This is a genomic window from Streptomyces sp. NPDC001549 (assembly GCF_042894025.1).
Taxonomy (GTDB): Bacteria; Actinomycetota; Actinomycetes; order Streptomycetales; family Streptomycetaceae; genus Streptomyces; species Streptomyces kutzneri.
The window spans coordinates 1-12,839 of the sequence record NZ_JBIAVJ010000060.1 but is presented as its reverse complement, the minus strand read 5'-3'; the positions used below and the strand labels follow the sequence as shown (position 1 = coordinate 12,839).

The following is a 12,839-nucleotide window of genomic DNA, read 5'->3' as shown; positions in this document are numbered from 1 at the left end:
GACGGCCTCGAGCAGCGTGGTGCGGGCCTGGCGCCACCCGATGTCCTCGGTGCGGCCGGCGTCGGTGGACCAGCCGGGTAGCGGTCGGCCTTCAGCCGCTCGGCGGCCGCGCGTTCCTTGACGATCGTGGGGATGGCGGCCAGGGCCTCAGCCGAGCGGTCAGGTTTGTCGGCCAGGTCGAAGGAGGCCCGGCGGCGGGTGGGGCCCGGCGTGTGCGGGAGGATCGCTTCGTGACCACTCTCATCCCGCCTCCCGGGCCCGACCGACACCGGGCGATTGTCAGCGAGGTGGCCCTCCTGTGGGCCGCGCACCACCCCGGGCCGTTCCCCGACGTGCCGTTTGATCACAGACACGATCTGGCGTACCTGGATTTCAACATGGCCGGCTGCGTCATGACCTACCTCAGGAACGATGGCGTTCCCGGCCCGGGCGCCGTCGAGGTTCTCCGGGACTGCCTACCGGAGCTCCGTGCGGCCGTCGCGCTGCTGGCGCGTTCGGCGGAGTACCGAGAGGGACTCAGGGTCTTCAGAGGCTTGCTTGCGATGGCCGAACTGATCCTCGCCGACGGGGCGTAAGCCGGTCGCCGCCTGGCCCACACGCACCGCAGTTTCCGACGCACCAGCAGGGACGACCCGGCTCCAGTCAAGACCCTTGTCAATCGATCAAGATCACCTGTCAGAGGGCACTGACCAGGCATCCCAAGCTCACGGACCCCGCCTACACAACGTCAGCACCGCACCTCGCCACCACAGCACTTGTCATGGCAGCCTCACAAACAGGCACTCACCTCACGGTGCCCCGCAAGCACGTCGAGACCATCACCGTGGGGGGGGAGGGCAGCAAGGGCCAGGCGCCGCGAGACGTACCGCTGAAGCTGGGGACGTGGGTCGACAACCAGCGCCGCCGGGCCGCCACCCTGACACCGGAGCGGGTGGAGCAGTTGTCCAAGATCGGGATGAGGTGGGGGTGGGCCTTGACCCCGAATCCTGAACACACGAGACACTGGATCCTGAGGATCTGAGAACGGACATCTCGTGGTCATGAAGCACTACCCGCCGGAGTTCAAGGCGGACGCGGTCGCGCTGTACGAGTCGCGGCCGGGAGCGACGATCAGGTCGGTCGCCGCCGATCTGGGGGTCAACCCGGAGACGCTGCGGAACTGGGTTCGAGCGGCCGGGGCGAGTCGGCCGCGGGGCCGCCGTGCCGAGGGGACGGCCAAGGCGTCCGCGCCGCTGGAGGTGGAGAACGCCGCACTGCGGAAGAAGATCCGGGAGCTGGAGGAAGAACGCGAGATCCTTCGGAAAGCGGCGAAGTATTTCGCCGGGGAGACGCGCTGGTGAACCGCTTCCAGTTCGTCGCCGACCACCAGCGCCGTCACGGCGTGAAGCAGCTGTGCGACATCCTGGGCATCGCCAGCTCCAGCTTCTACTACGCGCCGGACGGCTGCGGACCGGGCAGGCCGGCAAGCGGCCGACGCCCGCCTCGCCGACCGGATACGGGCCGTGCACCAGGAATCGGACGGCACCTACGGGGCCCCGCGGATCACCGCCGAGCTCTGTGAGGAGAGCGGTGAGGCGGTCAACCACAAGCGTGTCGCCAGGATCATGCGGGCGTCCGGAATCCAAGGGGTCCGCCTGCGCCGTCGGCACCGCACCACCGTCCCCGACCCGGCCGCGGCCAAGGCGCCGGACCTGATCGGCCGCGACTTCACCGCCGAAAGCCCGAACACGAAGTACGTCGGCGACATCACCTACCTGCCCATCGACGGCGGGAAGTTCTGCTATCTCGCGACCGTGATCGACCTCGCCTCACACCGTCTGGCCGGGTGGGCCATCGCCGACCACATGCGCGCGGACCTTGTCACCGACGCCCTGGCGGCAGCGGTCCGAACCCGCGGCAGCCTCACCGGGTCGATCATGCACACCGACCACGGAGCCCAGTACACGAGCAAGGCCTTCTCCGAAGCATGCAGGTCAGCAGGGGTCCGACGGAGTATGAGTGCGGTCGGGTCCAGCGCGGACAACGCTCTCGCGGAGTCCTTCAACGCGACCTTCAAACGCGAGACACTCCAGGGCCGAAAGAGCTGGCCCAACGAGCGCCAGGCCCGACTCGACGCCTTCCGATGGCGCAACCGCTACAACACCCGACGCCGGCACTCCCGCCTCGGACACCGCAGCCCCATCACCTACGAAGCCGCACTCGAAGCACCACCAACTACGCTGGCATCAGCCGCATAACTCGTGTTCAGGATCCGGGGTCAAGGCCCACAGCAACGACCGCAACAGCTGCCGCACTGCTACCCCATAGCCTGCAGCGGGCAACGGTGTCAGCATTCTCCAGTCGGACCCCCTTGATGCCCCTTGGCCGAACCGCCCAGCCATCGGATTTCCCTGGGGCGTGAGAAGGTGCAGGTTCTTATCAGCGGTGGATCTTGGCTAGTTCGGCGTTGAACTGGGCACCGATGAGCAGGGCGAGGTTGGACAGCCAGACCCACACCAGGAAGACGACGATCCCGGCGAGGGAGCCATACAGCCGATTGTAGGATCCGACCTGCGAGGCATAGAGGGCGAAGCCGGCGGAGGCGGCGAGCCACAGGGTTATGGCCAGAGCGTCTCCCAGAAGTCTTTGCCGCACGCCGCGCGTCTGGGCCGGGCCCGAGCGGAACAACACCAGCACCAGGACGGCGACCAGGCCCAGCAGGAGTGGCCACTTCAGTACGTTCCACGCGGTGCCGGCCATGCTGTCCATGCCCACGATCCGGCCGAGGGCGGGGGCCGCTTCGGCGGTCAGGATGAGCACCAGGGCGCTGGTGACCAGGAGCGCCAGCAATACCAGAGCGGTGATCACCAGTCGTGGTGCGGTCCTCCATGCGGGGCGGAGGTCCTCGACGCCGTGCATGGCGTGCAGGGCTCGGCGGAAGACTCCCAGGTAGCTGGAGGAGGACCACAGAGCGCCGATCGTGCCGAAGACCGCCAGTACCCAGGCAGCTGTGCGCTGGTCGGCCATGCTCCTGAGCGTGCTGTGCATTACCGGGCGTGACTCGGCCGGGACAACAGCGATCACATTGCTGATGAGGCTCTCTGTGGCCGAGGGGCCGGCGATCCCGATCAGCGAGACCGTGACCAGGAGGGTGGGGAAAAGCGCGAGCACCGCGTAATAAGTGAGCGCGGCGGCGCAGTCCGTCAGATTGTCGTTCCACACCGATGCCGGTGTCCGCCGCAGCGCGGTGCCGATGTCATGCCGGCCGGGCAGGTTACGCGCATACGTCGTGGCGGCAGGCGGTGTGCAGGAGGCGGTGCTCCGGAGCCGGCCGATGGGGTGCAGCCGGCACCGTCCGGCTTCAGCGCAGGTGTCGGCGAATTGCTCACCGCGCTGCCTTCCACTCGTACCCAAGGTCCACCGCTCTTGTATGTAGGTTCTCCGATGCGCCGCTGACCAACGTTACGGGCACTGGGGGATGGTGAGCCGCATCGCGCTCGCGTGCAGGCCTGGTGGGGGTTACCGGACACGGCGCTTGTGCATCGTCGGCGCGCGGTGCGCACCGAGGTGCGGACGATGTCGTGCATCTGTCAGCATTCCGCGCGGAGGCGGCGGGCCTCACGCTCGGCGCAGCTGCTCTTCGTACTCCTCCTGCCGGTCCTTCTGCTGCTCCCGCGCGCGGGCGAGAGCCGCGTCCCGGGCGCGGGGCCGATCGCGCTCCGCGCCTGATGAGACGAGTCGCTGGAGGAGCTCCTGCTGGGCGACCTCGAGTTCGCCTGGGGGCCGGCCACCCGCCTCAGCCGGTGAACCTCTGGAGCAGACGGCGACGGGCCGCACGGAGTCTTCCGTGCAGCCCGTCGCTGTACCCGGGTCAGGGTGTGTCACCGGACCAGCCCCAGCGGTTCCGCTCGCCCGGGTGCGGCCGAGCGGCGCCGGGAGGCCGCGCGCAGGTGCGCGGCCCTCATGGGGTGTGTGTCCGTTCCCGTCGGGTCGCCGGGCTGGCTTGCGTTGTCCGGTCGCCCGCTACCGGCCGGCTGGGATGCCGAGCAGGGCGGTGCCGTCCGGCTGCTCGGGGGAGGGTTAGGCCGGGGTGATGTTCTCGGCCTGGGGGCCCTTCTGGCCCTGGGTGACGTCGAACGTGACGACCTGGCCCTCCTGGAGCTCGCGGAAGCCCGAGGAGTTGATCGCGGAGTAGTGGGCGAAGACGTCCGGGCCGCCGCCGTCCTGGGCGATGAAGCCGAAGCCCTTCTCCGCGTTGAACCACTTCACAGTTCCCGTAGCCATGTCTCATGCCTTCCAGTCGATGAACGCCTCCCACACGATGCGGAAGACGGAGGTGATCGTCCTGGTTCCTGCGGCACAGCACAGCAAAACACCCACGCCAAAAGCGTGGGCAAAGGGAACTTCCGAACCACGACAGCTGCCCCAGACGCTACACGCCCGCACCCCCTGCCACCAGAGAAAACGACCCGTATGGCACACCCCGACAGAGGTGCACGGAACCCGCCGTTCCCGGCGGGTACTTCCGCTTCAGGCCGCGGCCGCCGGGTCAGCCGATCCGTCGGCACGCCGGTACTCGGCGTTAACGCGCTGGGCTTCCTCCAGCTGGTCTTCCAGGATGACGATCCGACAGGCGGCCTCTACTGGGGTGCCCTGGTCGACGAGCTCTCGGGCGCGAGCGGCGATACGCAGCTGGTAGCGGGAGTAGCGCCGGTGACCACCCGCCGAGCGCAGCGGGGTGATCAGGCGGGCCTCTCCGATGGCGCGGAGGAAGCCTTGGGTGGTGCCGAGCATCTCGGCGGCCCGGCCCATCGTGTAAGCGGGGTAGCCATCGTCATCGAGACGGCCGAACGAGTCGTCTGCGGTCACTGCACCTCTCTCACCGAGCGTACGGAGGGGCCCTGGTGCCTATGGCACCAGGGCCCCGAAGGAACTGCTACACCATCTGCCGGCCCTGGTCTTGCGCCGGCTTTCTGTTTCCGCGTGCCTGGCCTGACTGCGGCCGACGGCGCGGGGATCGCGGTTGCTTGACCGGAGACCACCTCACTAACGATGTCCTGCGGTACCCGGGCTTCAACCTGCCGGCCCGGGCGATCCTGATGGCGCTCGGCTCCTTCGTTCTTCCCTCGGTGATCAACTACTTACCAAGCGGGGGACTGCGTACTGCTGGTACTGCTCTACTACGGGTACTGCTGATATTGCGAACTACTCAGTGACCTGGCTAAGCGTCACTCTCCGGCAGCCAGCCCCGTCGCCTGTCCTGCAACTGCTCTGGCTTAGAACCCCACTACCGAACTTCCCGGTGTACGCGCCCACACTTCGATGCGTTCACCGAGATACCACTTACTGACTTCACTGCTGGGTACTGCGAACTGCGGGTACTGCCACTGCGTTAACTGCGGTACTGCTCTCGGCGGCCCCTGATCACTGCGGGCCACCCGGTCCGGCCGCCAGTCCCGTCGCCGTCCTGCAACCAACCCCGGCTTCGACACTCCACCACCGCACCGTCCTACACACTGCAACTACAAGTACTGCATGTACTGCTGCCCGGCAGTTCGTCTCTGCCAGACCCTGCGGTCTCTCTGGGCTACGAGAGAAACCATAACCACACCACCTCGCAATGTCTACTACGGCCATCATAGATTTTCGTTCGTTTGACGGAGAGGCAATCGACCACGGTCGGATAGGCAGTAGGTCGACGCGCACGACGGTCGTCGCCGGGTCAAGCCGCGCAGGTCAGGACACAAGCGCCACGCATGGCGCCTCGCTGGAGGTCACGGACATTGGCACCGACGGGTTCGGCTCCGCTGGCTCCATCGGTGACCCGCGCCCCTCCTGGCCCGGCCGGCCCGCCCCGTCACAGCCACCGGTCCGAATTGACCTATCAGGCAGTTTCCTGGGGGCAGACCTCGGCCAAGAGCTCAAGCAGATGGGCGGTCACCAGCTCAGGCTCGCCCCGCCGTACCCAGGTGTAGACGGCAACCCGCGCTGAGGCGTCGGCATGCCGCAGAACGTACCCGTCAACCAGCCCACGTGAACGGGACTGCCGTACTTGGATCTGCCAGGGCTTTCCGTCCCCCTCGGCCAGGACCTCGACGACCTGACACTCCGGACCATCCCGAAACTGATACACCCAGCACGTCCGCATGCGGACCATTGTTTCCAGCACCATGGCAGCCCGGCGCCGGACACCCTCCAGCCCGCGCCAGATCACCGCCCTGGGCTCCGCTCATGGCCGCCCGATTCATATGTGCCGACAACCGCCGGAGACGCCCGGCACACGGTCAGCTCGCGCAGCCTCCCCTGGACACGGTGTCGTGACGGCGGGCTTCCTGGTCGCGGGCGCCCGAGGCGGCGGCGAGGGCAAGCAGGGTGGCGATGGCGCCGGCGATCAGGTCGCTGGTGATCGGGCGAGTGTGGGCGACGTCGCCCGCGACGACCCACGGGGCGATGCAGGTCGCCCGGCCCGTGCGGGGCGGCGGGGCTCAGCCCGGCACAAACACCCCGGTAGGTGGCGCTTAGGGCGCTTCGATGAATGGCAGTCCGACGGCGGCGAGCTTTGTCTGGAGGTTGATGTCGTCGCTGGCTACATAAACGGAGGATCCCGGATGTCTGGACCGCAGGAGCATGGTGGAGGCCACCAGCCGGTCGTCGGGCACGTCCAGGTCGAGCCAGTTCGGCAGCCCATCGCCCTTGGGCTCGATGTGCTCGAAGAGGGCATGGACGTCCCCGGCGACACGGACACCGCGCCGCATGTCGCCGTTGGTCCTCAGCCCCTTCAGGCGGCGGTCGGCCTTCTTTGCCGCCTCTCGGACCTCAGGGTTGCGGCCGCCGGAGCCGAACTGCCCGAGCTCGGTCATCAGCGCGACGCCAGTCTGGATCTCGTCCGCTGTCCAGCCGATGATGTCGAGCAGCAGCCCATCGAGCGGGCCACCGACCAGTTCGGCGTAGTCGCGGTGCGGCAGCGGGCCCGGGTGGTCGTGGTCGGTGCCGTAGACCCGGCCGCGCAGCAACTCCTCATCCCTGTCCATGCGTCCCAGCCTCCCAGCTGACACCGACAGAGAAGGCTTGCCCAGGGTCACCTAAGGCTTGCCCACGCCCTCGGGGGGAGGCTTGCCCAGCCCTTCAGGAGGCTTGCCCGGGGCGGAAGCGGGAGCGCCAGCCGCGGGCCTTCTCGGCTGCGGCGGCGGCCTCCTGCTCCAGTCGGTCACGCTCGGCCTGGTCCGCGGCCGCGACCGTCTTGTCCTCGCACGGCTCGCACAGCTTCGGGTGCCACCGATTGCCCGGCGTCGGGGACAGCTGGGTGTTCTCCCATCGGTCGTTGTCGAACTTCGTCCCGCAGCCGGCGCAGGCAGGGCGGGCGGCCTCGTGCTCGGCCCTCTTCTGCTCGGCCGCGCGGCGCAGCTGCTCCTGGTACTCCGCCTGTTGCGCCTTCATCCGCTCAGCCCGGCGGGCGAGGACGGCATCGCGGCGGGGGTTGCCGATCGCGTCGCGCAGTGGCTGCATGTGGGTGCGGCCGAAGCGGAGGAAGACCGGGCCGTTGGGGCCGTGCTCGCGCAGGTTGCGCAGGCCGGTCGCGATGATCGGGATCTTCCGGTCGTAGCTGCTAAACCCGTCGGCCGGCTCGCCCGCCCACAGCGGCCGGGTCAGCTCCTGGAGCCGCGGGACGGTGCGGTTGGGGTCGCGGGCGCCGATGTGGTTGAAGACGATCAGGACCGGCGGGTGCGGGGCCTCCCCTCGCTCCGCAAGGCGGGCCATCCAGCGGGTGCGCCACATCGGCTTGTCCTTGCCGTCGGTGTCCTTGATCTGCCGCTCGAAGAACCTGGAGTACTTCAGCAGCTTTGCCGCGATCTCCTCGGCGGTCTCGTGGCAGTTGTCGACCTCGATGAACAACAGCGGGATCTGGTCCTGCGGGGCGGTGAGCACGATGTCGGCCTGGGCGCCGCCCTTGCCCGGCGCACCCCACGTCCCGGTGGCGGGCAGCGGCACCTCGGTCGCGTACGAGGCGATCGTGCCGATACCGGCCGGGGCGTCGACGGCGGCCTGCGCGGCCGCCTTGGCTTCGGCCGGCTCCCCGGTGAGCAGCTGAAGGTCAGGCTTGGGGCGGAGCATCGCGATGACGGTCTCGTTGACGGCCATGGGGTGGGTGGCCCCGCTGGAGCCCGCGCCGCGAGCGGTGGAGCCCATCTCCGTGAGCGGGCGCCCGAGCTCGTAGGAGGCGGCTTCCAGGCCCTTGGTGGTCAGGTTGCGCAGCGACTCCCCCGCGCGGGTGGTGCCGCCGTTCTCGGCGAGACCGTGCTTGCGCAGATCGGAGAGCGCACCCGCGTGCGAGGCGGTACGGGCGGTCTTCCGCTCGGAGGCGGTCGCCTTCGTGGTGTGCCGGTAGGTCAGGTGCGGGGAGGCGATCCGCTGGATCTGGTCGGCCGTGGCCACCTTCAGCACCCCCAGCACGCGCAACACATCGCCCCGCAGGTCGTTCGAGGACCCCGCCGGATTCGTCAGCCGCCTGCCTGCCATCAGCTCCACCCCTTCGCCGTACGCGACCAGTTGCATCGGCCGGCCGGAAGGCGGACCTGCCTGGTCGTGGAGGGCGCCGGGCCCCCCTGGAACCCGATGATCTCCTCCCACACGGACAACAGGAGGGGAGAAGAGGGGTGTGACGGCGCAGTTTTCACGCCGATTCGGGCGCTGACCTGCATATTTGCCACCCTCACCGGTGTCAGGCCCCCAAGTGGGTACCGAAGGAGGGCCCGAAGTGCCCCCTCAAGGAGCCCACTTCGGCTTGCCCAACCAGAGCGGGGCTTGCCCCAAGGCCGGGTAGTTAACGTTCTCGCAGGTCACGCAAGGCAGTTGAGGATTTTCGCGGGAAAGAGCAACGGAGCTCGTTGGTACAGGCAGTCGACCAAGACAGCTTGTACGTGAGGAGCTCCGTTGCCGTTTCATCATGTCCTGTCCGCCCCGGTGGTGACCATCACCCGAACGGTCACCGTTGCGGCGGGCCGGTTCGCGCCGGGACATCTGGGCGAGCTGACCGCCGTCGTGCCGTTCGAGCTGGTCGACGCGATCCTCGAAGAGACGCGGTCGGTACAGCGACGACTGCGTGATCTCCCGTCGCGGGTCGGGATGTACTTCCTGCTCGCGATGTGCCTGTTCCCCGAGGTCGGCTATCGGCTGGTCTGGGACAAGCTGACAGCGGGCCTGGACGGGATTGAGGTGGCCGGACCGACGCCGAAGGCCTTGCGTGATGTGCGCCGCCGGCTGGGCTCCGCGCCGGTGCGGGCCCTGTTCGAGGTGCTGGCCGGGCCCCTGGCCCGGCCGACGACACCAGGGGTGCGATTCGGTCCGTTCCGGACGGTGTCGTTCGACGGCTGCAGTTCGCAGAAGGTCTCCGACTCCGAGCGGAACCGCCTCTGGCTCGGGCGGACGTCTCACCACGGCTATCCGGCCATCGAGTTGATGACGCTGATCGAGACCGGGACCAGGTCAATGATCGGTGCGGTGTTCGGACCGCCGGCCGGCAGCGAGACCGGCTACGCCTCACGGCTACTGCATCTGCTGCGACCGGACATACTGGTCCTGTGGGACAAGGGCTTCGACGGCAACAGCTTCCTCGCCGCCGTGAACGCAACCGGCGCCCAGGTGCTGGGCCGGCTCCGCGCCAACCGCCGCACCCCGGTCCTGACGCGTCTTGGCGACGGCTCCTACCTCTCGTTGATCGGCACCGAGAAAGTCCGTGTCATCGACGCGACCATCACCGTGACCTGCACGGACGGCACCGTCTTCGCCGGCTCCTACCGGCTGGCCACCACCCTGACCGATGCCCGCCGCTACCCGGCAGCCGCGCTCACGGCCCTCTATCACCAGCGATGGGAACACGAATCGGCGTATTACGCGCTCCGCCACACGATCATGAACGGGCGTGTCCTGCGCTCGGAAGACCCGGCCGGCGTCAGGCAGGAAATGTGGGCCCTTCTCGCCCTCTACCAGACCCTACGCGTCATGATGGTCGATGCCGCCGAGTCCCTGCCGGGCACCGATCCGGACCGCTGCTGCTTCACCATCGCCCTCCAGACCGCCCGAGACCAGGTCGTCCATGCAGCCGTCGTCATCACCGATCCCGCCGATGCCGGTCGCCTCGGACTGATCGGCCACCGGATCCTCGCCCGTCTCCTCCCGCCCCGACGCCAGCGGGTCAGCACCCGCAAGGTCAAGTCACCGATGTCCCGCTACAGCACCCGCCACGACGACGGCAGGCCCGACACCAGCCGCACCATCACCGGACTCGACATCAACATTCTCGAACCTCCCGAATACCACCCCCAGCTTCCCACCGCCTCCCGCGACGACCGGCAAACCGCCCCCACCGACCGCCGCCGTCACCGAATCCTGACCCTGCTCGAAAAGGACCCCACCCGCCTCTGGCGCCCCCGCGACATCGCCTCCCACTTCGGCGACATCACCATGGAAACCATGTATCGACAGCTCTCCAGATGGGCCGAGACCGGCCTCATCCACAAACTCGGCCCAGGCCTCTACGCCGCCACAGCATGGACCCCAACACCGCTTGCATGACCTGCGAAAACGCCAACTACCCGGCCTTGGGTCAAGGCCCCCAGGCCCGCGCGCCGCGGCAAGCCTTTTACCCTGGGCCACGCCTCCTTCTTCCAGAGCTCCACGGCGTGCTCGTCACGTTCGAGTGCTCTGCGGGCGGGTGCCTGCCAGGACCAGCCGTGCCGTTTTAGCAGCCGCCACACCGTCGCCACCGACAGACTCACCCGCAGTCGCCGGCGGATCACCGTCTGAACCCGGACCAGGGTCCACCGTTCGTCATCGAAACCGTGAGCTGCCGGTCCCTTGCCGGGTTTCTCTTCCCACACGGCGAACTGGGCGTCGGTGACGGTCGGGGCGTTCGCCGGACCCGCCGAGTGCAGAGCCGCCATGCCGCCCTCGCGTCAGGCACCGCGCCAGCGTTCCACCGACCGCACACTCACCCGCAAGTCCTTCGAGATCACCGCGGTCTTCTCACCCGCCGCGAACCTCACGCCAGCCTGAAGCCGGATCCCCTCACGCAACGCCCGACGCTCAGCGGTCAGGCCCCCACCCTCCGGATACCTCACGCCACCGGCATACCGCAAGGTTCATGAACCGTCAGCCCCGACGACCACCCGAAAACCTCAGTAGGTGTCTGTCAGGACCACGGGAAACCCACCCCGGAACTGTGGTGCATCTTCAGGTGCGGGCCGTGCACCCGCCGTGCCAACGAAGGTCCGCTTCGACCGGATCCACCTTTCGAGCCCCGCCGGAACGGTCCCAGCCCGCCAGATCTGGACACTATGTCCAGACTGGACGTATAGTGCAGTTATGAGTGGAGCAGAAGCAGCTCACGACCCGACCACCTACTCAAAGCGCCCGCCGACCGCCCCGAAACGGCAATCACGGTCGCCGACCTCACCGGAGTAGGCGCGCTCGACGCGGCACTCGCCTCGGCCGTCCTCGACCAGCTCCTGCGGTAACCATCGGAGCCGGACAGACGAAGCGTCGCCGACCCCACCCCCACGCCCCCACAGCCAGGACCCTGCCATGGACGCCAGCACCAACATCGAAGCGGCCCCCTCCCCCGCCGCCCCGACGCCCGTCCCACCGCAGCCCGCCACCCACACGCGGCCCGACTCACCGCCCCACATCTGCAGACTTCCGCACCATCCCGAGTCCGCCGGCGCCGCCCGCCGCATCACCAACACCCTTCTCCATGAATGGGACGTAGACGACGAGACCACCCACCAAGCACTACTCGTCGTCTCCGAACTCGTCACCAACGCCCTCGAACACGCCCTGCCCCCCATCGTTCTCCACCTTCAACACCCCAAAGACGACGGCACCCTACGCATAGAAGTCGACGACGGCGGCCCCGCCAACAACAAGGGCACATGGACCACGAGCTGCGCACCAGAAGAACACGGCCGCGGCGTCGGCATCATCGCTTTTCTGGCAAGCGCCCACGGCACCCGCATCCTGGCGCACACCGTCACCTACTGGGCGATCCTCCCGGCAGCCAGCTGAACACCAGGCGGCAGCCGCACTCGGAGCACGCCAAGTTGGTGGAACGAGTACGGCAGCAGTCCGTCCTGGGCTCGCTGACCTGTCTCGGCCTCGGCCGGGAGGCCTGTGCAACCGCTTGCCGAAGAGCGTGTCTGAAAGATCGCGTAAGTCCGTGATGTGGCAGCCTGGCCCGGGGCTCGGCCCCGGGCCCTTGGGCCGGGTGGATGGGACGAGTCAGGGCAGACAAAAACGAAGCGGCCGCGTCCGTGGCCGGCGACGAGATGGTCGATGAGGTGGTCGAGCGGCTGCTCGACAAGGCTGACGTCTCAGGGGCGGCCCTTCTCGGCGAGGGTGGGCTGCTGACGGAGATCACCAGGGCCGTGCTGGAGCGGGCCCTGGAGGCCGAGATGAGCGAACACCTCGGCTATGAACGGGGAGATCATGCAGGTCACGGGTCGGGGAACTCGCGTAACGGGACTTCCCCGAAGACGGTCCTGACCGATGCCGGGGCGGTCACTTTGGCGGTTCCGCGGGACCGCAACGGCGACTTCGAACCGCGTCTGGTCCCGAAGAACGCCCGCCGGCTCGCGGGGTTCAACGACCGGATCCTCTCGCTCTACGCCCGCGGCATGAGCGTGCGCGACAGGATGGCGCGGTCCGCGGACGGGTGCGCGACGACGAAGTCCTTGCCACCGGTCTCACCGACCAGACGCGGGTAGGACTTGCACTTCTCGATGTTGTTGCCGACCGTCTTCCACAGGTACTGGAAGGTCTTGGTCGAGCCGGTGAAGTGAATGCCGGCCAGCTCGGGGTGGTTCAGG

General features: G+C 68.2%; 12 protein-coding genes and 3 pseudogenes. 6 read left to right on the top strand and 9 right to left on the bottom strand.

Annotated features, from left to right (window positions below; genetic code table 11):
• Positions 1 to 230: 230 nt before the first annotated feature.
• From ACFY04_RS43040 to ACFY04_RS43030, 3 genes and pseudogenes are all read left to right on the top strand, one after another.
• Positions 231 to 575 carry a hypothetical protein gene (locus tag ACFY04_RS43040; protein ID WP_331747349.1) on the top strand — a complete coding sequence of 115 codons (345 nt, stop codon included), beginning with the start codon at positions 231 to 233 and terminating at the stop codon, positions 573 to 575.
• 185 nt (positions 576 to 760) lie between these two features.
• Positions 761 to 1,021, top strand: a complete 261-nt coding sequence (locus ACFY04_RS43035) for a helicase associated domain-containing protein (protein ID WP_389126476.1) — start codon at positions 761 to 763, stop codon at positions 1,019 to 1,021.
• A gap of 13 nt (positions 1,022 to 1,034) precedes the next feature.
• Positions 1,035 to 2,237 (top strand): annotated as a pseudogene (locus ACFY04_RS43030) (IS3 family transposase).
• 181 nt (positions 2,238 to 2,418) lie between these two features.
• Here ACFY04_RS43030 and ACFY04_RS43025 read toward each other — a convergent pair.
• From ACFY04_RS43025 to ACFY04_RS43000, 6 genes are all read right to left on the bottom strand, one after another.
• A complete protein-coding gene (locus tag ACFY04_RS43025; RefSeq protein ID WP_244291017.1) occupies positions 2,419 to 3,201 on the bottom strand; it encodes a YihY/virulence factor BrkB family protein in 783 nt (260 codons plus the stop codon).
• Positions 3,202 to 4,059: 858 nt separating this feature from the next.
• Entirely contained in the window at positions 4,060 to 4,263 is a 204-nt protein-coding gene (locus ACFY04_RS43020) for a cold-shock protein (protein ID WP_030303412.1), read from the bottom strand.
• A 246-nt stretch (positions 4,264 to 4,509) separates the two neighbouring features.
• Positions 4,510 to 4,848: a MerR family transcriptional regulator gene (locus ACFY04_RS43015; protein WP_389126475.1), complete on the bottom strand. Its 339-nt coding sequence runs from the start codon at positions 4,846 to 4,848 to the stop codon at positions 4,510 to 4,512.
• A 1,415-nt stretch (positions 4,849 to 6,263) separates the two neighbouring features.
• Positions 6,264 to 6,431, bottom strand: a complete 168-nt coding sequence (locus tag ACFY04_RS43010) for an SPW repeat protein (protein WP_389126478.1) — start codon at positions 6,429 to 6,431, stop codon at positions 6,264 to 6,266.
• A 66-nt stretch (positions 6,432 to 6,497) separates the two neighbouring features.
• On the bottom strand, positions 6,498 to 7,010 hold the full coding sequence (locus ACFY04_RS43005; protein WP_389126474.1) for a PIN domain-containing protein: 513 nt from the start codon (positions 7,008 to 7,010) through the stop codon (positions 6,498 to 6,500).
• Between the two features lie 94 nt (positions 7,011 to 7,104).
• Complete coding sequence (locus ACFY04_RS43000; protein ID WP_389126473.1) at positions 7,105 to 8,496, bottom strand: replication-relaxation family protein; 1,392 nt, start codon at positions 8,494 to 8,496, stop codon at positions 7,105 to 7,107.
• Between the two features lie 414 nt (positions 8,497 to 8,910).
• Between ACFY04_RS43000 and ACFY04_RS42995 the strand changes: the two genes are divergently transcribed.
• Positions 8,911 to 10,551 (top strand): IS4 family transposase, encoded by a 1,641-nt coding sequence (locus tag ACFY04_RS42995; protein WP_389126472.1) that lies wholly within the window; start codon positions 8,911 to 8,913, stop codon positions 10,549 to 10,551.
• Here ACFY04_RS42995 and ACFY04_RS42990 read toward each other — a convergent pair.
• Both ACFY04_RS42990 and ACFY04_RS42985 read right to left on the bottom strand, forming a co-directional pair.
• Positions 10,512 to 10,919 carry a winged helix-turn-helix domain-containing protein gene (locus tag ACFY04_RS42990; RefSeq protein ID WP_389126471.1) on the bottom strand — a complete coding sequence of 136 codons (408 nt, stop codon included), beginning with the start codon at positions 10,917 to 10,919 and terminating at the stop codon, positions 10,512 to 10,514. The two genes, ACFY04_RS42995 and ACFY04_RS42990, sit on opposite strands and share 40 nt — an antisense overlap.
• Before the next feature lie 12 nt (positions 10,920 to 10,931).
• Positions 10,932 to 11,096 carry a helix-turn-helix domain-containing protein gene (locus tag ACFY04_RS42985; RefSeq protein ID WP_389126469.1) on the bottom strand — a complete coding sequence of 55 codons (165 nt, stop codon included), beginning with the start codon at positions 11,094 to 11,096 and terminating at the stop codon, positions 10,932 to 10,934.
• Between the two features lie 463 nt (positions 11,097 to 11,559).
• Here ACFY04_RS42985 and ACFY04_RS42980 point away from each other — a divergent pair, with 463 nt between their 5' ends.
• Complete coding sequence (locus ACFY04_RS42980; RefSeq protein ID WP_389126467.1) at positions 11,560 to 12,039, top strand: ATP-binding protein; 480 nt, start codon at positions 11,560 to 11,562, stop codon at positions 12,037 to 12,039.
• Positions 12,040 to 12,299: 260 nt separating this feature from the next.
• Positions 12,300 to 12,662 (top strand): annotated as a pseudogene (locus ACFY04_RS42975) (transposase); the annotation flags it as partial.
• On the opposite strand, the pseudogene ACFY04_RS42970 reads toward ACFY04_RS42975, so the two are convergent.
• Positions 12,650 to 12,839, bottom strand: a pseudogene (locus tag ACFY04_RS42970) (aldehyde dehydrogenase family protein); the annotation flags it as partial. The pseudogenes ACFY04_RS42975 and ACFY04_RS42970 sit on opposite strands and share 13 nt — an antisense overlap.